The sequence below is a fragment of the Sporosarcina sp. E16_8 genome (assembly GCF_017347095.1).
Lineage (GTDB): Bacteria > Bacillota > Bacilli > Bacillales_A > Planococcaceae > Sporosarcina.
The window spans coordinates 21,236-44,166 of sequence record NZ_JADPRZ010000018.1 but is presented as its reverse complement, the minus strand read 5'-3'; the positions used below and the strand labels follow the sequence as shown (position 1 = coordinate 44,166).

At 40.8% G+C, this 22,931-nt stretch carries 15 protein-coding genes; 12 read left to right on the top strand and 3 right to left on the bottom strand.

Translation table 11 applies throughout. The features are described 5' to 3' along the window. The first annotated feature begins 60 nt into the window (after positions 1–60). The 5 genes from glgB to I2484_RS12150 all read left to right on the top strand — a co-directional run bounded on the left by glgB (position 61) and on the right by I2484_RS12150 (position 8,998). Positions 61–1,980, top strand: a complete 1,920-nt coding sequence (gene glgB / locus I2484_RS12170; protein WP_207151292.1) for a 1,4-alpha-glucan branching protein GlgB — start codon at positions 61–63, stop codon at positions 1,978–1,980. Beyond that, positions 1,980–3,125: a glucose-1-phosphate adenylyltransferase gene (locus tag I2484_RS12165; protein ID WP_207151291.1), complete on the top strand. Its 1,146-nt coding sequence runs from the start codon at positions 1,980–1,982 to the stop codon at positions 3,123–3,125. The genes glgB and I2484_RS12165 overlap by 1 nt, the downstream gene beginning before the upstream one ends. A gap of 876 nt (positions 3,126–4,001) precedes the next feature. After that, the gene (glgD, locus tag I2484_RS12160; RefSeq protein WP_207151290.1) at positions 4,002–5,108 is read left to right on the top strand and encodes a glucose-1-phosphate adenylyltransferase subunit GlgD; all 1,107 of its coding nucleotides are present in this window, start codon (positions 4,002–4,004) and stop codon (positions 5,106–5,108) included. Positions 5,109–5,144: 36 nt separating this feature from the next. Further along, entirely contained in the window at positions 5,145–6,569 is a 1,425-nt protein-coding gene (glgA, locus tag I2484_RS12155; RefSeq protein WP_207151289.1) for a glycogen synthase GlgA, read from the top strand. Positions 6,570–6,595: 26 nt separating this feature from the next. After that, complete coding sequence (locus tag I2484_RS12150; RefSeq protein WP_207151303.1) at positions 6,596–8,998, top strand: glycogen/starch/alpha-glucan phosphorylase; 2,403 nt, start codon at positions 6,596–6,598, stop codon at positions 8,996–8,998. 620 nt (positions 8,999–9,618) lie between these two features. Here the strand turns inward: I2484_RS12150 and I2484_RS12145 are convergent. Further along, entirely contained in the window at positions 9,619–10,191 is a 573-nt protein-coding gene (locus I2484_RS12145) for a hypothetical protein (RefSeq protein ID WP_207151288.1), read from the bottom strand. A gap of 179 nt (positions 10,192–10,370) precedes the next feature. On the opposite strand from I2484_RS12145, the gene I2484_RS12140 reads away from it, so the two are divergent. Further along, complete coding sequence (locus I2484_RS12140) at positions 10,371–11,870, top strand: class I adenylate-forming enzyme family protein (RefSeq protein ID WP_207151287.1); 1,500 nt, start codon at positions 10,371–10,373, stop codon at positions 11,868–11,870. A 20-nt stretch (positions 11,871–11,890) separates the two neighbouring features. Here the strand turns inward: I2484_RS12140 and I2484_RS12135 are convergent, their stop codons facing one another. Further along, positions 11,891–12,757 carry a glycerophosphodiester phosphodiesterase family protein gene (locus I2484_RS12135; protein ID WP_255551374.1) on the bottom strand — a complete coding sequence of 289 codons (867 nt, stop codon included), beginning with the start codon at positions 12,755–12,757 and terminating at the stop codon, positions 11,891–11,893. A gap of 152 nt (positions 12,758–12,909) precedes the next feature. On the opposite strand from I2484_RS12135, the gene I2484_RS12130 reads away from it, so the two are divergent. The 5 genes from I2484_RS12130 (at position 12,910) to I2484_RS12110 (ending at position 19,728) form a co-directional block, all read left to right on the top strand. Beyond that, complete coding sequence (locus I2484_RS12130) at positions 12,910–14,043, top strand: sn-glycerol-3-phosphate ABC transporter ATP-binding protein UgpC (protein ID WP_207151285.1); 1,134 nt, start codon at positions 12,910–12,912, stop codon at positions 14,041–14,043. Continuing rightward, positions 14,040–14,942 (top strand): carbohydrate ABC transporter permease, encoded by a 903-nt coding sequence (locus tag I2484_RS12125; protein ID WP_207151284.1) that lies wholly within the window; start codon positions 14,040–14,042, stop codon positions 14,940–14,942. Before I2484_RS12130 ends, I2484_RS12125 begins: the two co-directional genes overlap by 4 nt. Next, positions 14,939–15,757 carry a carbohydrate ABC transporter permease gene (locus I2484_RS12120; RefSeq protein WP_207151283.1) on the top strand — a complete coding sequence of 273 codons (819 nt, stop codon included), beginning with the start codon at positions 14,939–14,941 and terminating at the stop codon, positions 15,755–15,757. Before I2484_RS12125 ends, I2484_RS12120 begins: the two co-directional genes overlap by 4 nt. Positions 15,758–15,788: 31 nt before the next feature. Then, a complete protein-coding gene (locus I2484_RS12115) occupies positions 15,789–17,162 on the top strand; it encodes an ABC transporter substrate-binding protein (RefSeq protein ID WP_207151282.1) in 1,374 nt (457 codons plus the stop codon). 196 nt (positions 17,163–17,358) lie between these two features. After that, on the top strand, positions 17,359–19,728 hold the full coding sequence (locus I2484_RS12110; protein WP_255551372.1) for a bifunctional 2',3'-cyclic-nucleotide 2'-phosphodiesterase/3'-nucleotidase: 2,370 nt from the start codon (positions 17,359–17,361) through the stop codon (positions 19,726–19,728). Between the two features lie 139 nt (positions 19,729–19,867). Here I2484_RS12110 and I2484_RS12105 read toward each other — a convergent pair whose 3' ends face one another. Then, positions 19,868–20,779 (bottom strand): LCP family glycopolymer transferase, encoded by a 912-nt coding sequence (locus I2484_RS12105; protein WP_346014189.1) that lies wholly within the window; start codon positions 20,777–20,779, stop codon positions 19,868–19,870. Between the two features lie 180 nt (positions 20,780–20,959). On the opposite strand from I2484_RS12105, the gene I2484_RS12100 reads away from it, so the two are divergent. Continuing rightward, positions 20,960–22,648, top strand: a complete 1,689-nt coding sequence (locus I2484_RS12100) for a methyl-accepting chemotaxis protein (protein WP_207151281.1) — start codon at positions 20,960–20,962, stop codon at positions 22,646–22,648. The last annotated feature ends 283 nt before the right edge of the window (positions 22,649–22,931 follow it).

Here is a 22,931-nt window from a genome sequence, read left to right as displayed (position 1 = left end):
GTCATATTCGTATCCCTTCATGAATATAATCTTAATTGGCTCAAGAAAGGAGTCAGCACGATGTATTACAATATATCACAACAGGATATCTTTTTATTCCACCAAGGGACTAATTATCATAGTCACCAATTAGTAGGTTGCCATACGATTGAATGGCAGGGCACTCAAGGATATCGATTTGTAGTGTGGGCACCTAACGCCAAAGAAATTCATGTAGTCGGTGACTTTAATCATTGGAAAGGCAATTTACACGCATTAAAGAGAATCACGAACGAAGGGTTATGGGTTGGTTTTTATACGGACATTCCCGAAAACATCCCCTATAAATATGAAATTATATCGGAGAATGGTCAGGTGCTACTAAAAGCAGATCCGTATGCTCTTCAATCTGAGCTTCGACCTGAAACAGCATCTTTAACCCCGATGCTATCCGAATATGTGTGGAGTGATGATGAATGGCAAGAAGAAAAGAAGTCCTTTGATGTTTATACATCACCAGTATCGATTTATGAAGTTCATTTAGGCTCTTGGAAAAAAGATGAAGACGGTGAATTTTACTCCTATCGTGAACTTGCTGACCAATTGGTTCCTTATGTAAAATCGCTCGGCTATACACATATTGAATTACTCCCATTAGCGGAGCATCCATTTGATCTGTCGTGGGGTTATCAAATAACTGGGTATTTTTCTGTCACGTCGCGTTATGGTCCACGTGATGAATTTAAATATTTTGTTGATCAATGCCATCAACACAACATCGGAGTCATTATGGACTGGGTTCCTGGTCACTTCTGTAAGGATGCATTTGCACTTCGTCAATTTGATGGGGAGCCATTATATGAATATGCCGATCCTCGCAAAGCTGAAAAAAAGTTGTGGGGAACATTAACCTTTGACTTTGGGCGACCTGAAGTACAAAGCTTTTTAATCTCTAATGCGCTTTTTTGGTTGGAAGAATACCATATCGATGGGATTCGTGTAGATGCAGTAGCTAGTATGCTCTACCTTAACTTCGATAAATCAGAGGACAAGGATAAAATCTACAATTCATACGGTGGAGATGAAAATCTTGAAGCATATGCCTTTATTCGCAAATTAAATGAAGTTGTTTTTTCATATGAACCCGGCGTAATGATGATGGCTGAAGACAGTTCAGATTTACCACTTGTTACGGCGCCGACACATGCAGGAGGGCTTGGTTTTAATTTCAAATGGAATATGGGCTGGATGAACGACATGCTTTCATATATGGAAGCTGATCCATTTTACCGTAAATGGCATCACAACTTACTGACATTTTCATTTATGTATACACATACGGAAAACTTTCTACTACCGCTGTCACATGATGAAGTTGTTCATGGCAAAAAATCATTGCTTGATAAAATGCCTGGCGACCAGTGGCAACAGTTTGCAAATCTTAGATTGCTATACGGCTATATGATAGCGCACCCTGGTAAAAAGTTATTATTCATGGGAGGCGAACTAGCGCAGTACGCTGAATGGAAGGATCAAGAACAATTAGATTGGCATTTACTGGAGTATCCACTTCATCAAGCGATGTTTAACTATGTCAAAGCACTCAATCATTTCTACCGAGAATATCCAGAACTTTATGAATTGGACCATGATTCCGAAGGGTTTGAGTGGATTGATCCTCATAATATCGATCAAAGTGTGATTGCTTTTCGTAGACGTAGTACAAGCCCGGGGCATGAACTAATTATTGTCTGCAATTTCACGTCGGATGTCCTTTTTGACTATAAAATTGGAGTGCCAACTCCTGGAACTTATCAAGAAGTATTTAATTCAGATGCTGTTCAATTCGGGGGATCTGGACAGGTAAACGATGCTGATCACTTTAGTATCCCGCAAAAATGGCACACATTATCACAGCATATAAAAATAAAGGTACCACCTTTGGCTATCACTGTTTTTAAACGCAAAATAATTCCGGAATTCATCGAGGAGGCTATTTAATGAAAAATTGTGTAGGCATGTTGTTGGCTGGCGGGGAAGGCAAACGTTTAGGTGAATTAACGAAAAACTTAGCGAAACCAGCAGTGCACTTCGGTGGTAAGTATCGAATTATTGACTTCACGTTAAGTAATTGTACAAATTCAGGGATTAAGACATTGGGCGTGATGACTCAATATTCACCGCTTGAATTAAATAAACATATTGGGAATGGAAAGCCGTGGAATTTGAATCGGCAAAATACTGGTGTGACGATCCTTTCCCCTTATACAGGGAAAGATGGAGGAGACTGGTATTCTGGTACGGCCGATGCAATCTATCAAAATATTCATTTTATCGACCGGCATGATCCAGAATATGTCCTTGTCATTTCGGGTGATCATATTTATCAAATGGATTACGCAGCCATGTTGGAAGATCATAAAAAAACGGGCGCTGATGTTACCATTTCCGCAATCCCAGTGAGTTGGGAGGAAGCATCACGGTTTGGAATTTTGAATACAACCGAAGACATGCGCATCTACGAATTTGATGAAAAACCGAAAATCCCAAAAAATAATTTAGCATCTATGGGCGTTTATATATTTTCATGGGCAAAGTTAAGAGCCTATTTAGTGGAGGATGCTGCAAATAGTCACTCCAGCCATGATTTCGGAAAAGATATTATTCCAGCGATGGTTACTGATCGTCTTCTTTTGTATGCTTATCGTTTCGAGGGTTATTGGAAAGATGTCGGCACAATTGAAAGTTATTGGGAAGCCAATATGGACCTGCTTGATGAAGATTGGAGTCTCTTGTTAAATAATGCAAACTGGAGAATTTACACCAATGAAACGAATATACCCCCAGAGTATATCGGGGAAACTGCAGTTGTGAAGCATTCATTGATCAATTCTGGCTGTAAGGTCAGCGGAACAGTTGACAGTTCAGTATTATTTGAAAATGTAGTGATTCACCAGGGGAGCTTGATTAAACAATCAATCTTGTACCCTGGCGTAGAGGTGGGGAAGGACTCGATTCTAGAACGAGTAATTGTTATGGAAAATACAAAGATTCCTGAAGGTACACATATTAGCGTAGGTCTTACTGAAGAGCCGCTTGTCATTAATCAAGAAACGCTGAAGGGGATTTTAGCGTTAAGCTACTAGGGCGAGCAATCGAAGTACGATGATTTGTTGTACTCTTCAGTGAAATGACGTCGTGAACAACGGAACTATATATGTTGAATCAGGTCTGTTGATTAACCACTTTCTTGCATAAAATACTGGTCAGGTAGGCGCAAAAGTCTCCATTTGGACTAGTACGTTTCCGGCCCGCTTTCGGCCAAACTAATCACGACAGGTTTGGGGAGGAATAGAAGTACATTCCTCCTCGAGAGGCAAGTGTGGCTAGAAGTGACTTCGTCACTTCTAGCCACACCGACCTTGATCATCCTGTTGCGATTAGTTGCCTGTCGCGTACCTACAACGTTCAAGTGAAAATTGCAGTTGCTTGGAATAGTAGAATAGATGACCTTTCACAGAAGTTATAAGTGCCCGAAGATGCAATTTCGGGCACGCTTGCACTTTCTACAATGCGTTCCTTACTTACTTTTTTAGCCAAGGGTACGCTCGGGATCATGTGATTCCCTATAGAAAATGTCACTTCCTAAAATTAAAAATGGAAAAAATCATAAAGAAGGAGTAAGTAGCCAAAATTGCATCTTTGGCGGCCTTTATCCAGATAAGAAGCCAACTATTCTTTCGTCCCAAAAAGCTTTAGCACTTAGTGTACCTGTATCTTTGGAGAGCGACGGACGAACGGCCACTATACGATTAACGAAAAAGCTGCGTAGGAAATCTCGATAATTGTATAGGAGTCGTTCAGTCCAAAGTAATCCGAAAGCACCTGCTCATAGGGCGCCTAGTGTTTTATCACAAAAGTAAGCTGCTTGGCTTAGGGTGGGAGGCATCCCCGAGCGCCGCAGCGGATTTGAATGGAATCTTTAGTTCAACTTATCTATACAATCTAAGGGGGTAAAATAGATGAACACAATGATGGGTCTTATTAATCTAGAACACGAGCATCATTACTTTCATGAATTAACTTATTTTCGTAGCGGTGCCACAATACCATTTGCAGGTCGTTATCGTCTGATTGATTTTCCACTTTCCAATATGGGGAATTCTAATGTAGAGTCAGTAGCGATTTTTACCCGCAATAAATATAGATCCTTAATGGATCATCTTCAAACAGGTGATAGCTGGGAGATGGATGAGCGAAGTGGAGGTTTGTTTATACTTCCACCGGACTGGAACGATCCATCTGATATTTCAAAAGGCGATTTGAGTTTTTTCCATAATAACCGTGACTATTTTGATCGTGGAAAATCGTCCTATGTGCTGGTTAGTGGAAGTCAATTTATAACAAATACGAATTATCAAGATGCGTTTAAGAGTCATCTTGCTAATAAAGCGGATGTAACGCTGATTTCTACCCATGTTGAGACATTAAATACTGAACATGATTCTGCTTTTCGTATTGAAGCAGACGAAGAGGGCTGGGTCACTGCTATCACGAATGATAAGCAAGATAACCACCTTTTCACGGGTGTTTATATAATAAACAAAGACTTGTTAATGACGTTAGTTGATCAATGTATCGCACACCACCAAGATCACTTTTTTGTCCATGGCATTATAGAAAATCTTGCTAAGTTAAAGGTTCAAACGTATAACAACAATGGCTACGGTGTGTTTATCAATTCAATCGAAAGTTATTATCGTCATAATATGAACCTATTATCCGAGGATAATTATCAGGAGTTATTTTATAAACTACCATTTATTCGGACGAAGGTTGGGAATCAGCCACCTACGAAATATCGTAATGAAGCGAGTGTCAAAAAATCAATTCTGGCAAACGGTTGTATTATTGCTGGCGATGTAGAGGGTAGTGTGTTGTTTAGAGGTGTAACCGTAGAAGAAGGAGCCACGATAAAAAACTCGATAATCATGCAGCGTTGTACGATTGAAGCAGGTGTCTATTTGGAAAATGTGATATTAGATAAAGACGTTCATGTGACCGCAAATCAAAAATTAATCGGATCAAAGGATAAACCATATGTCGTTGCAAAAAGACAAGTCATGTAAAATAAGAAATCGTTGGTTGGAAAGGGAAGATTTCATATGAGAAACGTATTATTTGTAGCTTCGGAATGTACACCTTTTATTAAAACCGGGGGATTAGCAGATGTGGTCGGGTCACTTCCACAAGCATTGAAAGAAAATGAACGAATCGAAGTACGAGTAATTCTTCCACTTTATGATGAAATACCGGAAGAATGGAGAAATCAAATGGTGTATCACATGAGCTTCAATGTTCCGCTAGGGTGGCGTAATTCGGAAGCAAGTCTTTATTCTTTAAACTATAATAATATTATTTATTACTTCATCTCAAATGAGTATTATTTCACCCGCAAAGGGGTATACGGGTATTATGATGACGGCGAAAGATTTTTGTTTTTTAGTCGTGCTGTCATTGAAGCGTTATCCCATCTAGATTTTAAACCGGACGTACTGCATGCACATGACTGGCAAGCGGGTATGGCTGTTGCTTTTGCTAAAATTCTTCAACCAATTACCGGCATGAAAACGGTCATGACAATTCATAATATTAAGTACCAAGGGATGATGCCGCTCGAAATATATGAGGATTTCTTTGATATGTCACGGGAGCATATCGGTGGTTTTGAATGGAATGGGATGTTGAACTGTTTGAAAAGCGGTTTGTTTCATGCAGATAAAATCACAACCGTTAGTCCTAGTTATGGAGAAGAAATAAAAGAACCTTACTTTGGTGAAGAACTTCACCCATTTCTTTTAGAGCGTTCCGCTAATTTAACCGGTGTGCTAAATGGTATTGATACTCGAGAATATAATCCTCAAACAGATCCGGCAATTGCAGTTAACTACCGTTCTTCAAGAGTTAAAAAGAAGGAAAATAAGGTTATTCTCCAAGAGAAACTAGGATTGCCGATTGCCGCTGAAAAGCCGCTCTATATTATTATTACTCGGCTTGTTGAACAAAAAGGCTTGCATCTTGTTCAACATATTTTAGAAGATTTTCTTCGCGAAGATGTTCAACTCATTATCCTAGGTACCGGTGAGGAAGAATTTGAAACGTATTTTACGGAAGTTGCTGATTGTCATCCAACTAAACTTGTGACCTTGTTGGCTTTTGATGAAGGATTAGCGCGACAATTATATGCAAGTGCCGATTTCTTTGTCATGCCATCAAAGTTTGAACCTTGTGGATTAGCCCAACTCATTGCCTTACAATACAAAACGGTGCCAATTGTGCGGGAGACAGGGGGACTGAAGGATACGGTTCTGTCGTTTAATGAACTAACTGGCGAAGGAAATGGATTTAGTTTTACGAATTACAATGCAGATGATTTATTGGCTACTTTACGCTATTCATTACGAATTTATCATGATCCTCTTCAGTGGTCTGTAGTGGTTAAAAATGTCAATAAGAGTCAGTTCAGCTGGCAGGATTCAGCACGGGAGTATGCGACTATTTACGACCAGTTAATGACAATAAGCGTATAGGGGGCAGAATCTTGCTTGAACTAACTATGGAAGAGTTAAAGGAACGAATCATAAGCAAATTACAAACAGACAAAAGAAAAGAAGTAGCGAATGCGACCGGTAAAGATATGTATTATGTGATTGCTTCAATAGTCAATGAGGAGATCCTACCGCATTGGCAATTGACTAAAAAAAGATATATCGAAAAAAGCTGTAAACAAGTTTATTATCTATCGATGGAGTTTTTAGTCGGTAGTTTAATTGAAAGTAACCTGCTTAATTGTGGGATGCTTGAACAGTCAAATGAGGCGCTGAAGCAGTTAGGGTTCGACCCTGATACTATTTATGCCCAAGAGCATGATGCTGGCTTAGGGAATGGCGGGTTAGGTCGATTAGCGGCTTGCTTTCTAGATTCATTAGCTTCACTAAAATATCCTGGGCATGGTTTCGGAATAAGATATCGCTACGGTTTATTTGAACAACGAATTATCAATGGTAATCAGATTGAGCTTCCGGATTATTGGTTAAAGGATAAGTATGCTTGGGAAACGCGCAAAGAGGACGAAGCTATTTGCATTCATTATCACGGAAACGTACATATGTTTCAGCGGAATGATGGAAATATTGAATTCAAACATGAAAATACAGATAAGGTCATGGCGATACCTTATGATATCCCTGTTGTTGGCTATAAAAATGAAGTGATCAATACACTTCGTCTATGGAGCGCAGAATCAGTTGGACAAGACCCGGATGACTCACATTATTACCATGATCTTGATCATAAGCATTCGATTGAACAAATTTCCGGGTATTTATATCCGGACGATTCAAAGTATGAAGGAAAAGAGTTGCGCTTAAAACAACAGTATTTCCTTGTTTCTTCCAGTATACAAAATATCATTAAGGACTTTAAAAAGAATCATCAAAAGTCGTTAAAGCATTTACCTGAAAAAGTGGTTATTCAAGTGAATGATACGCACCCAACTCTAGCAATCCCTGAACTAATGAGAATTCTTATGGATGAAGAGCACTTCAGTTGGGACAGTGCCTGGGAAGTAACGACAAAAGTCATTGCCTACACGAATCATACGACATTGAGTGAAGCGCTTGAAACCTGGCCAAAAGGAATGATGGAGCATCTGCTTCCGCGTATTTATATGATTATTGATGAAATCAACGAGCGTTTTTGTAAAGGGCTCTGGTTTGATCACAAGGAGCTTAGGGAGAAAATTCCGGAGCTAGCCATTATCGCTGATGAGCAAATCCACATGGCACGGCTCGCAATTGTGGGTAGCTTTAGTGTCAATGGTGTCGCGCAAATACACACGGATATTTTAAAGAAGAAGGAAATGAAGAATTTTTATGAGCTTTTCCCAGAACGTTTCAATAATAAGACGAACGGAATCACCCATCGCCGTTGGCTGTTGCAAGCAAACCCAAAATTATCGGGCCTTATAACAGAGTCAATTGGTCCGCAGTGGATACAACGCCCCAAACAGCTTATCAGCTTATTAAAGTATGCGAAGGATCCTTCATTTTTAGAAAAGTTTAGTCAGGTGAAGCATGACAATAAGCAACTATTAGCGAACCTCATTCATGAGCGCACGGGTATTTTAGTGGATGACCAATCAATTTTTGATGTGCAAATTAAACGGCTTCATGAATACAAACGTCAGTTGCTTAACATTTTCCACATTATTTATTTATACAATGAATTAAAAGAAAATCCAAATCTAGAAATGATTCCACGTACATTTATTTTCGGGGCAAAGGCCGCACCGAGCTACCATTTAGCGAAAGAAGTAATCAAGCTTATTAATACTGTGGCCTCGATTGTGAATCATGATGCGGGTATTCAAGGTAAGCTGAAAGTTGTATTTTTAGAAAACTACAATGTCAGCCTTGCTGAAAAAATCATACCGGCAGCCGATATTAGTGAACAGATATCGACTGCAAGTAAGGAAGCATCAGGTACTGGCAACATGAAAATGATGATGAATGGCGCTTTAACAATTGGTACGCTAGATGGTGCAAATGTTGAAATTTTAGAGGCCGTTGGCAATGAAAACATTTTCATTTTCGGTTTAAGAGCTGATGAAGTATTGAATTACTATCAACATGGTGGTTATAATGCTACGAATATTTACAATACGGACGACAGGGTTAGCCGAATCCTAAATCAATTAAATCACGGTGAATTTGGATCGCATGATATTGAGTTCAAAGATATTTATTACAATATTCTATCCCAAAATGATCCTTATTTTGTCTTAAAGGATTTTGAGCCTTATCTTGAAACCCAAGAACTAGTGGAGCAGACATATCGTGATAAATTATCCTGGCTGAGTAAGAGTGTTACGAATGTCGCTCACTCAGGAAAGTTCTCCAGCGACCGGACAATACAAGATTATGCGACAGAAATCTGGAAGTTGAAGAAGCAGGTTTGAAGTGAACACAGCGGCATTTGCAAAGCGCTTTAATTGATTGGTGACACGTTAAATGAAATGGGCCATTCAATTGATTCGTCGAAGACTGTTGTTTGCGTAAGGTAATAATGGGGACTATCCTTTAACGGGTAGCCCTTTTTTGTTGGAAAAAGAGGTGACCGATTATATATCCCGTCAACCGATCATATAACCTGTTGACCGATCATATATCTCGCCGAGCGATCATATATCACGTTTACCGATCATATAACCCCGCCGAGCGATCATATCCCCCGTTGACCGATCATATATCCAGTAGACCGATCATATAACCCGTTGACCGAGCATATATCCCGCCAACCTATCATATAACTCCGCCGAGCGATCATATATCCAGTAGACCGATCATATCCCCCGTTGACCGATCATATATCCCGCCAACCAATCATATCCCACCATAGCCCCGCGTATAACCAAGGAATCCACCACATCTAAGCATCGTGAAAGTGGTGGGTGTTTATTGAGAAAAGTTAAAGGACTAAATACCCAAACCAGTAAAATCGAACAAAGAATTTCCAACTAAAAAACCATACAAAAAATCCTGTAAGAAGTGAATTTACTTCTTACAGGATTTTTCAATTCTAGTCTTGTTGTAAGCTTTTTGAACGAAATTGACGAATCAACACAAGCAATATGATTTCGACAATAAAGGACATAATCGCTAGTACTAAAATAATTGGAGTTAAAAGTAAAATAAAAGCGTTTGGGATTAAAATGAGCAATGTAATGATTTGAGTAACTAGTGTCAGGATAATATAAAAACGCAGTACAGTACCCGTCTTCTTTTCAAATGGTTTGAATGGGGCATCTTGTGCGATTTCCAAAAGTCCGCGCATAAAGTGGTAGACAAATCCCAGTTGAACAAATGCAACAACAATGTATATAGCCATCAGTATATAGCTGTTTGTCGTTATCTCTATCTGTTCTGTTAAGTTCACTTCGAATTGGTAGATTAAAGGAATTGATACTGCTGCCAGTACCAGCACATATGGTTTCGCTTTCGAAAATTGATCCGAATAGGATATTAAACCTTTTAAACCTAAGTAAATGACTATATAACCAAGGAAGTTCGGTAAGATATCGAAATTAATGATGTGAAAATTGAAGAATACAAGGAGTGAACCCCAAAATATCTTATTGAGCGCTTTTGCCACGCTTATCTCCCCTTTCTGTTTCAATTCGTATTCATCATGAAATCATGCTATTACTATCCTATAATACATTTTCAACTTCCGAAAGGTTTTGTACTTACTACCAATTATCTTGCATTAAGGTATTTTACTATTTATAATTATCTAACAATAGGGAAAGAGACATTAAAGGGGGTTTGGCGATGTTTATTGCAGAAAAACTGAAGATTACTTCCGAGGCATATCCAGAAAGAGTCATTACATCGTTTAATGGCAAAGAGATTTCATACGGAGACTTTTATCGTAAAGCAGAGAATCTAGCAAGCTATTTTCAAGATTTAGGTTATCTGAAAGATGATATTTTAGCATTCTGTCTGATGAATTCGGATTCTTTTTTAATAGGTTACTACGCGTGCCAAATAGGCGGATTTACAGCGCTACCCATCAATACGAAGTTGACTGCACCGGAAATGAATTACATTTTAGCGCATTCAGAAGCGAAAGGTCTCATTTACGATAAGCGGCTGGCAACCGTGTTTGATTTACTTGAAGGTAAGTTACCCGCTTTACAACATAAGATGGTTACCAATCATGAATTCGAAGCCATTATTGACGGTGAACAGCGTCATGTAGAACAACGGGAATCACTCGATGCTGATACAGCGGTTGTTTTTTACACATCGGGAACAACCGGCCGGCCAAAAGGCGTCATGTTAACCAATAGAAATGTTGCGGCAATCGCTGAAATATGGAGTGACTCGATGGAGATGGACCACAATGACCGTATGCACATCGTTGCGCCGCTTTTCCATTGTGCGGCGAGTCATGTATTTAGCATTCCCGTCATTTATAAAGGTGGAATGGTCATCATTGAAGAAACATTTTCCCCGGAGGCAACAATTCGAACGATGGAGCAACAGCGCGCGACGATTTTTTTCGGTGTGCCGGCCATGTATAGTATTCTTCTAAATACGCCGTCACTGGAAAAAGCGGATCTATCCAATTTGCGACTGTTCTGTTATGGAGCGGCACCGATGCCTTATGAGCTTGTGAAAAAAGTGAAAGCATTGTTCCCGGACGTCAACGTACAAAATTTGTATGGGCAGACGGAAAATTCACCGGGTGCAACGACGTTGAAAGACCATTATGCATTGTCAAAAATCGGTTCTGTAGGCGAACCATTGCCGCAAACCGAAGTACAGGTAATGGATGAGTTTGGTAAAGCGCTTCCGACAGGTCAAGTAGGTGAAATTGCTGTGAAAGGCCCTCAAGTGATGAAAGGGTATTTGAGAAATGAAGAAGAAACTGCACGAACGATAAAAGATGGCTGGATGTACAGCGGTGATCTCGGTCGTTTTGATGAAGACGGTCTACTTTATATTGTGGACCGCAAAAAGGATATGATTATTCGCGGGGGAGAAAACGTATATCCGGTAGAAGTGGAAGAAGCCTTGTATGCCATTCCAGAGGTACTCGAGGCAGCAGTCGTTGGCATTCCTCACGAACTATACGGCGAGGTAGCGAAAGCGTACATCGTATTGAAAGAAGAGAATTCGCTTACTGAACAAGCAGTTATCGATTTTTGTAAAAGCCGACTGGCATCCTTCAAAATACCTGCTGTTATCGAATTTCTCGATACACTCCCTCGCAATGCCAGCGGAAAAGTGTTGAAAACGATACTTAGAGACCCGGTCAACATATAAAATGAAAAGCAGTTTGGACCCTAGTCGGCATCCAAACTGCTTTGTTCGCTTTTCACGCGCACGGCTACATCCGGATTATCTGTAAACACTCCATCAGCACCTAGTTTCATAAGTTTTCGGATCAATTTTTCTTCATTAACGGTAAAAGGGTGGACGTCCAATCCTTCTTTATGCATTGATTTAATGAACTTTTTCGTCACCGAATCCACGTTGACACCTACACCTGATGCATATTCTTTAAGTTGTTGCACTTTCTTCTTTGAAAGATGGGCTTCTTTGTCGAATGAATATAACTTTATAAGCGGAATGGAAGGTTCCATCGCGAATATAGCCTTCAAACTATTTTCGTTGAATGATTGAATGATCACTTTTGGTATCACATCATCACCACGTAAAAGGTTATTTTCGCGAAGTAGATGTAGCAGCTCCTTTTCAATACCCGGATACGCATGGGGTGATTTTATCTCGATATAATAGTTGACTGAGTCGCCGAAATGGAGAAGGATGTCTTCTAATTCAACAACGCGTAATTGTTTATAAATAGGAGATGCATATCTAGGATTCCTTTCGTTAAATTCCTCACCGGGCATATAAAGTTGAAGTTCATTAAATGTCACGTCAGCAATGGCTTGTTCTGTATCTTGAAATGTTAAATAAGAATCGTGCATCGCAACTAGTTTTCTATCTCTTGTCATGTGTACATCAAGTTCGATATAGTCTGAACCCATATTTATAGCTAACTCATAAGCGGTTAATGTGTGAGGAGGTGCATAGGCGGATGCCCCGCGGTGGGCGATGACAAGGAATTGATCATCAGGTAAAGATGCGCGTTCAACAGGGGGCTTAGTAGAACCGGATGACACTAAAAGCAATAGAAGTACCATCATTTTCTTCAAAACAACCACTCCTCATTTGTTTGGTAAATGTAAACGTTTGTAAAAATTCGGTAAATAATAGAGGAGATTGCGTCAATTTATAGAAAGGTATTACAAAGATGTAGGAGTTATCACGTATTTGCGAATGGAAAGGGATTGAATTTGTGAAAAAAGTGGAGCTTATTAATTTGTCGAAATCATACGATAAACAAGTGGATGTAATCTCCAATATAAACGTAACCATTGAGCCTGGCGAGTTTTTTGTCCTTGTCGGTCCATCCGGTTGTGGAAAGAGTACGATGCTCCGGATGATTGCGGGCCTTGAGACTATTACGAGTGGCACGCTTAAAATTGGTGATCAGGTTGCCAATCACTTATCACCGAATAAGCGTGATCTATCAATGGTATTCCAAAACTATGCCCTCTATCCACATTTGACAGTTCAGCAAAATATTACGTTTGGGCTCGACGTGAAAAAAGTGAAGAAAGCTGCACAACGAGAAAGGGCTGCTGAAGTGGCTAAAATGTTAGGGCTCACCGATTATTTAAAAAGAAAGCCACGTGAACTGTCAGGCGGTCAGCGTCAGCGAGTTGCGCTTGCCCGTGCAATTGTCAGTGAATCGCCGATTTGCCTTATGGATGAACCGCTATCCAATTTGGATGCAAAATTGCGGGCCCATATGCGTACGGAAATCAGACGGATCCAGCGGAAGCTAGGTATTACAATGATTTATGTGACGCATGACCAAGTTGAGGCGATGACGATGGGTGACCGTATTATGATTCTTCATGAAGGGAAAATCCAACAAGTCGGGAAACCGATTGATATTTATAATAATCCGGCCAATCCATTTGTCGCCACGTTCATCGGTTCACCACCAATGAATTTAGCATATTCTGATGTCGATAAAAAAGCATCAGCAATCGTCATTGGAGATATACTTCGTTTGCCAGTACCGCCCGAGGAAGTCATTAGTATTCCCGAGTATCAACTTATTGCAGGAATCCGACCGGAGCATTTACGGCCAGCCTTAAAAGATACGCCGGAAAAGGATAAGTTGTATGTTGTGGTAACGAACGTTGAAGTTTTGGGCAATGAAACCGTGTTTTCATTTAAATTGGGTACTAATGAATGGATGGCAAAATGGAGTGGACAATGGCATATCGACATTGGGGATTCGATTCCAATCCTTATTGACTACGGTGCGTTCTGTCTATTTGAAGCTAGAACTGGAGACTTAATCAAAAAGCCAACGGACCTTGGAAACAGCGTATTCGGCAAAGAGGTGCTCGTATGACTTTGCTTGAAAAGCCTGGAATCTGGAAAAGGACGGCGAATGGCAGAACTGCGCTGCTTTACTTACTGCCATCGATACTCCTCTTTTCAGTGTTTGTCTTCTATCCAATGTTCAGGACTATATACCTGAGTTTTTTCTTAACTGACCAAAATGGAGATGCAGCGATATGGGTAGGCTTTGAAAACTATAGTTATTTACTAGAGTCCACCGCATTTATCAACAGTATGAAAGCAACCGGGTTATTTGTCTTATACACAGTACCTATTGGCATCATCTTGGCACTATTCTTCGCCTTGTTAGCGAATGAAAAACTGAGAGGAATTGGGTTCTTTCGAACAGTGTATTCGTCGACAATGGGAATTTCCGTAGCTGCTTCATCCGTGATCTGGTTATTCATGTTTAATCCGAGTATGGGGATGTTCAATCGGTTGCTGAGCTTGCTGAATTTGCCACAAATACAGTGGCTGTTAGATCCGCAGTGGGCGCTTCTATCTGTCTCCATTTCGACGATTTGGATGAATATCGGCTTTTCGTTTCTCATTCTACTCGGAGGGTTACAAAATATTGATGAACATCTCTATGAAAGTTCCAGGATCGATGGGGCCGGATACTTTTACCGATTACGTCGAATTACGCTTCCGATGTTGTCGCCAACGCTATTTTTCATCATTACCATTTCACTCATTAATGCGTTCCAATCGTTCGGACAGATTGATATTTTAACGCAAGGGGGTCCTTCGGCATCGACAAATCTTATTGTTTACTCCATTTACCGTGAAGCCTTCATCAATTATCAGTTTGGAACAGCGAGTGCGCAGGCGGTCACTTTGTTTATCATTATTCTGATTGTGACTATTCTTCAATTTAAACTTGGAGAAAGGAGGGTCCATTACCAATGACAACGAGCCTTCCTAAAAAGATTTGGATCTACTTCCTATTAATTGTTACATCATTTCTTGTATTCTTTCCAGTTATGTATGCGTTTTTGATTTCATTTATGACAGGACCCGAACTTTTGCAGGGGAAGTTTCTACCGCAGTCATTTAGTTTGGACAACTATATTAAAGTGTTTGATAGGTTGCCATTGTTAAATTATTTATTGAACAGTTTCATCGTTTCCGTAAGCGTCATGCTTGGGCAACTAGCGGTGTGTAGCCTTGCTGCTTATGCGTTCGTTTTCATCCAGTTCAAGGGACGCGATTTCATCTTTTTCCTGTTTATCTCAACAATGATGATCCCTTGGGAAGCAACAATGATACCAAATAAATTCACCATCCAAAAACTTGATTGGCTCAATACGTATCAAGGGCTGACGCTGCCATTTTTCGCGCTGGCATTTGGAACATTCCTGCTGCGACAACATTTCAAAACGATTCCGAAAGAGTTACACGAAGCGTCTCAAATCGCAGGGTTAAGTAAATTCGCTTTTTTCCGACGTGTGATTCTGCCTGTCTCTAAAACGAGTCTTGTCACGTTAGGTGCATATGGCTTTTTGACGACTTGGAATATGTATTTATGGCCGTTGCTTATTACGACAAATAAATCCGTTAGAACCGTACAAATCGGTTTGAAACAATTGCAGTCGCTAGAAACGGGAACCGAGTGGGGGGTGGTTATGGCAGGTGTAATCGTAGTCATTATTCCGACATTATTATTGTTATTTCTAGGACAGAAGCAGTTGCAAAAAGGTTTAACTCAAGGTGCATTAAAATAATGTTTACTACAATAAAAAAGGGGTGCTCAGTATGATGAAACTATTAAAATCATCAATTTTCTGGCTTCTTATTTTGAGTTTGGCAGTTCTGACAGCATGTACGAACAGCGACAGTGATACAAAGGACGAAGAGACGGAAACGCCCAAACCTGCTACTAGCGAAGGAACAGGTACAGAGGACGAGAAAGTGTCCATTGAATTTTGGCATGCGATGTCTGGTACAGGGCAGGAATCACTCGATTCAATCGTCAAAGGTTTTAATGACTCACAGGATAAGTTTGAAGTGGTTGCTGAGTTCCAAGGGACTTATGAAGAATCTCTGACAAAACTACGTGGTGTCGGCGGTACGAAAGACGCGCCAGCCATTACACAGGTATTCGAAGTCGGGACAAAGTATATGATTGACAGCGGCTATATTGAGCCAATCCAGTCGTTCATCGACAAAGATAATTATGATTTGTCTCAGCTTGAAGAAAATATTTTAAATTACTATAAAGTCGACGGAGAGCTCTATTCGATGCCATTCAACTCATCGACTCCAGTAATGGTCTACAACAAAGATGCGTTCAAGGAAGCAGGGCTTGACCCTGAAAAAGCACCCGAAACGTTTTCAGAAGTAATCAATGCGGCAGCAAAACTGAAAAAGGGTGAGATGTATGGATTCTCCATGTTGACGTATGGGTGGTTTTTCGAACAGCTCGTTGCAACGCAAGGCGGATTATATGTAAATGAAGACAATGGACGTTCAGGTGACGCAACGGAAGCACTCTTTAATGGACCAGAAGGACTTAACGTCTTTGACTTTTTGGATACAATGAATAAAGCGGGTACATTCGGCAACTTCGGAACGAACTGGGATGATATCCGCGCAGCCTTTGCATCCGGAAAAGTTGCCATGTATATGGATTCATCAGCAGGAGTTGCAGGCGCCATCACGACAGCGCCATTTGACGTAGGTGTTGCTTATATCCCATATGCGGATGAAGTGAAGCGAAACGGTGTTGTAATTGGTGGTGCTTCACTTTGGATGTCCAAGGGCATCGCTGAAAAAGAGCAAGAAGCGGCATGGGCGTTCATGAAATATTTAACAACGCCAGAAGTGCAGGCACAATGGCATTTGGATACAGGCTATTTCGCCATTAACCCAAAAGCCTATGATGAAGAGAATGTAAAAGAGAAGTGGGCGGAATTCCCGCAGTACAAAGTAACGGTAGATCAGTTGCAAGATACGGTGCCAGGCCTAGCAACACAAGGTGCGCTAATTTCAGTCTTCCCGGAATCACGCCAGCAGATTGTCACTGCGTTGGAAGATCTTTATCAAGGGAAAGACCCAAAAGAAGTACTTGATAAAGCGGCTGAAGGAACAAACCGAGCAATGGAGATTGCCAACAAAACGAAGAAGTAGAACTATAGATAATAAGCCCCTTTTTAATGAAAGCAAATAGGGGCTTATTTCGCATTATTTGTAAGCGTGAGGTAATAGGTGCGGAACATTCTGAATTCCGTGATATGCTAGAAAGTGAGTTGGCTAGCTTACCAGAGCCACTTGGTCATTCCGTGTATTCGCACGGAAATGAATACAAAATAAGGGAGATGGACAAATGTCTTTATTAAAAAAGTCGGGTATGTGGATTGTCATTTTGGCATTGTCGCTAAGTGGGTTATCGTTTGCAACTCAAGCGAATGCGGCTACGAAAACGCAAGATGTGACCCGGGGGGAATATATCTCAGCGATTGTTAAGGCACTTGAATTTGAACTAAGTGACGGCGAGACACTGGCGTTTACCGATGTAGATGCGCAATTGGCGCCTTACGTGGAAGCAGCACAGAAAATGGGCCTCATCAAAGGTGCTACTTCCACAACTTTCAAGCCGGATCAGAAGCTGACACGCGAGCACGCATTCCTGATTGCGTCTCGGGCCATTAAGTCAGAAGAAGTCTTCTCAACTGATTTGCTTGATAAATTCAAAGACAAAAGTTCATTTAAGACAAACGAATCCGCGGAACTTTCAAGAAGTGTCGGACTCGGCCTGTTACAAGGATTTGAAGACGGCACGGCAAAACCACAGAAGCTTGTAACAAAAGTACAAGTTACTAAAATTATTGATCGGTTGCTAAGTGCATATAACGTGGAGCCGCCATCGAATTCAGTTTCGCTGCGCATTTTAGGAACATCTGATTTGCATACGAATTTTGTTAACTATGATTATTATCAGGATAAAGTATCGAATGAAGTCGGACTTGCGAAAACTGCGGTCTTAATTGAAGAGGCGCGCGCAGAAAACCCAAACAATCTCCTATTCGATAACGGGGATTTGATCCAAGGAACGCCTCTTGGCGGTTATAAAGTAACAGTAGACAAGCTTGAAAAAGGTGAACTTCATCCGGCACTGGCTGCCCTCGAGTCACTTAATTATGATGCTAGTACATTAGGCAATCATGAGTTCAACTATGGTCTGGACTATTTGGATTCGGTGTTGGAGGAAGCGCCATTCCCAGTATTGAATGCCAATGTCTATGATGCAAAAACGAAGAACAATCGCTACACACCTTACGCTATTTTCGATAAAGAAGTTGTCGATGGGATAGGCGAGGCGCATACGTTAAAAGTTGGCGTTATCGGTGTTGTTGCACCGGGGATCGTCCGCTGGGACCGTGCACTACTTGACGGTAAAGTAACTGTAGAAGATGCAGCGAATACAGTGGAGAAATTCATCCCCGAGATGAAGGGGCAAGGCGCAGATATTATCGTGGTTTTATCACACTCAGGAATGGGGGATGAAATTCATACTGTTGATGAAGATGATGTAACGTATCAAATTTCACAACTCGATGGTGTTGATGCAATTTTGACAGGCCATAACCATGCAGTATTCCCAGGAGATTTTGGGGATCTTAAAAATATTGATATGGAACAGGGAACAGTAAACGGAACACCTGTCGTTATGCCGGGTAAATTTGGTAGCCACTTGGGCATCATTGATCTTGAACTAAAAAAATCAGGTGATCAATGGGCTGTTATCAAAGGCAAAGGGGCAGTGCGTGAAATTGATAAGAAATCAGACAAAGTTGTTCAAAAAGTAATCGATGCAGTAAAAGAAGCACATGAAGGAACAATCAAGTATGTGCGCAGTCCAGTAGGAAAAACAACGGCACCAATCAATAGTTACTTTGCTCTTGTGAAAGACGATCCTTCGATACAACTCGTAACAAATGCACAAAAGTGGTTCGTTGAAGATAAGATTAAAGGCACTGAATACGAGAAACTGCCCGTTCTATCATCAGGTGCCCCATTCAAAGCGGGTGGCCGTAATGGAGCAAACTATTACACTGAAATTCCAACAGGTGAAATAGCCATTAAAAACGTGGCAGACCTTTATGTATTCGACAATACAGTGTTCGCGCTTGTTATGACAGGTGCAGATGTTAAAGAATGGCTTGAAATGTCGGCAGGTCAATTTAACCAAATTGACCCGTCATCTAAAGAACAACAAAACTTAATTAACGAAGAGTTCCGTACGTATAACTTCGATGTTATCGATGGCGTCACATATGATTTTGACGTCACTCAACCTGCTAAATATGATTACAATGGAAAAACGATTAATGACTCAGCTAATCGTGTTGTCAATTTGCAGTATGATGGAAAACCGATTGATCCAAAACAAAAATTCATCGTAGTGACGAATAATTACCGTGCAAGCGGAGATTTCCCCGGTGTACGCAGTGCGACAGATTCAATCGATTATGCCTATGAAAACCGCCAGGCAATTATGGATTACATGATTGATGTAGGTACAATCGATCCATCTGCAGACAGTAACTGGGCGTTCGCACCCTTGAATGAAAGTATCAATGTTACATTTGAAACGTCTGAGAAGGCGAAAGAATTCATCCCACAAGGAAGCGGTATTGAATACCTGTCTCCAACTAAAGAAGGTTTCGCGAAGTATTCATTGAAACAAAAATGATGTACTGAATGAAAACGCATAAAGGGGAAAAAATCCTTTTATGCGTTTTTAATCAGTAGCGAATGGTTGGTTGAGACAGATTACTCGGGAGAACAACATCATTTTACTAGAAGAAAACGTATCGCCAAAAGTAAACAATCTACAACCCCAAATGCGCCTTCAATGCCCTTGAGACCTCCACCAATTCCTCGTCATCCATTAGATAATACCAGATACCATTCATCTTTTTACCATTCCCATCTTGGAAGTGAAGCTGTTCCACTTTACTTAAAGCAGAACGGTAATTTTTTTGAACATCTGTCATTTCTTCGAATGTCATGTTTGTCCGAACGTTATTGCCAAGTGCATTGAAAACACTTTTATAGTTCCTAAGACCTGTTAGAGAGGCTCCTTTACGTAAAACACCTTCGATGATTTTCTTTTGTCTGTCCTGTCTACCGAAATCACCACGGGGATCTTCATACCTCATCCGAACATAAATGAGTGCAGCTTCTCCATCCAATTGGATTTCCCCTTTAGGGAAGACATGTTCATCAACATGGAAATCGAGTTCATTCCTAATCGAGATGCCACCAACAGCGTCGACAATGTTTTCAAACCCTTCCATGTTAATGGTTGCAATGTAATCGATTGGGATGTCTAGCAACAACTCAACGGACGCCACGGCCATTGTCGTACCTCCAAATGCATAGGCATGATTGATTTTATCTTTAGTGTTTAGGCCAACTATAGTTGCGTACGTATCCCTCGGTATACTGACCATTTTCGTCGACTGTTCTGTTGGATTAACCGTTATAGCAACGATTGTATCCGAACGTCCAGTATCGCCTTCGCGCTCATCCACGCCTAGTAATAGGACAGAAAAGGGATCCTGTTTCTTGAAAATAACCTCGGCTTCACGCATCACTGAAATTTCGCGTTCGATTGGTTCATGCATTTCCGCTACGGTGCCAGCAGCATTCATATAGAAGACGACGAGCCAAATGGAAGGGATGAGTATTATCGATGCGAGAATTCCACTTATCAGTATCCATTTTTTACTGTTCCTCACATGTAATCTCCTTAGTTAACCATTTTTGTATAATTCATTGTACGCAAGTAATGGCGTTGTATTCATCCAAACATGAAATGGGTCGATAAATCAAAGTATTCTGAATTAGTATAAAAGTAATGCTATTATCCGTCAATAGTTATATAATCTGAATAGGCCAAAAGATTGTGGGGGGAAATGATGAAATTTACTGTAGCGAAAAAATTGTGGGCGGGTTTTTCGACAATTTTGGTATTGCTTGTAATTGTCGGCGTAATAGGTTTATTAACGTCTATTCGTCTAAACTCAGATTATACCTTTTTACTAGATGACCGGGTAAAAAAAGTAGAGTTAGTGGATGAATTCATCTTAAAACACAATGAAATTCAAGATGATGTGCGTGGTTTTATGTTATTCAAGGATGATTCACTTTTGGAAACGCGTGCGGAACACGTAATTCGTTACAACGAATTATACGACGAATTGTACGCTATTCTACTTACGAAAGAACATCAGACGTTATTGGAAGAACTTCAAGTGGCACAAACAAAATATTTAAATCTGCAAAATGAAATTGTATTAAGCGTCCAAGATGGAAAAGATCGTAAAGCAACAGAACTTGGACGAGCATCTGCCAACATCGGTTCTCTTGTCTTGGAAAATGCAAAGATCATCAAAGAGGGACAATATAAGGCCTTAGAGGAAACGCGCAATGAATTACAAGGTTTCATGGCAGTTTCGAAACTGCTCGTTATTGGTATGATTGTTCTTGCAACGATTGCAGGTATCATCATATCTACAGTAATTAGTCGTACTATTTCGCGTCCTGTTCGCGTAGTGACAGAGGGCTTGAATGAAATCGCTCAAGGGAATTTGACCATTGATTTATTAGTGGTTAAAAACAAAGATGAAATCGGAGATATGGCGGCAGCGTTCAATAAAATGGGGACAGATGTCGCGAATATGGTGCGTAAAATCAACGCTTCTGCCGCTCAATTAGCAGTTCAGTCAGAAGAATTGTCGGCGAGTTCCGAAGAAAGTATGGCCTCTTCAGAAATGGTTGCCAAGACTGCTGAAAATCAGCTGATTGGCAGTGAACAGCAGCAGAGGATTATCGGACAGTCCAGTTCATCTATGGAAGAACTATCATTAGGCGTTGCTGAAATTGCGACAAATAATGAAGAGATGCTACAGGCGGCAGAAACCGTAGCGAACCTCGTTACGACGGGATCGAGTGTTGTAGGGGAAATGTCAAATCAGATGTCGACAATCCATTCAACAATCCAGGAATCTTCCGAAATTATGGAGGAAATGGCGCAGCATTCGGATGAAATTCAAAAAGTCACGACTCTCATTACGACGATTGCCGAGCAAACGAATTTACTAGCACTCAATGCAGCAATCGAAGCTGCACGTGCAGGGGAATACGGTAAAGGCTTTGCGGTTGTAGCAGAGGAAGTCCGGAAATTGGCAGAACAGTCGAAGACGTCTGCTACGGAAATCGGTAAGATGGTAAGTATGATTCAAAACGCCTCAAAACGTGCCGTTACTTCCATTACGGCAGGAAATGAGCGAGTAGATAGCGGTATTGCAGCAACCGAGCAGTCACGTCTTGTTTTCGAAGAAATCCAACTAGCAGTCGGGGATGTTGCCGCTAAAGTCGAAACAGTATCTGCTGCAATTGAGGAAATCCAGGCGATGGCAGAAGATGTGAGTCGTGGGGCTAATGAAATCGAACAGTTGAGCGGTGAAGCTGCTGCTGCCGCGGGCGATACAAGCGCAGCAACGGAAGAACAGCTAGCGGTCAATCAGGAAATTTCATCAAGTGCACAAACATTATCTCAACTTGCTGAAGATCTTCAAGTGGAGATGAAGCATTTCAGAGTTTGATAGCAAAAAAGCGAACAACAAGTCTTCGGACAAGTTGTTCGCTTTTTTTATTGGATAGGAAAAGTAACCAGCAAATAACTTGATCACACACTGGGTGCAACGTGTATAGCTACATTTTGATTGCTTAGGATTGAATGACTACCCATACCATTATCCAGATGTCTGAATGTGTAGGGATACGACTTTGTCGCATCCCTACATAATTTTTCGGTAATCGTATGGTGGTCCTTCATCCGTCGCGTTCCAAATGCATTAGTACACAGAGTGCAGAAACTTTTTGGAA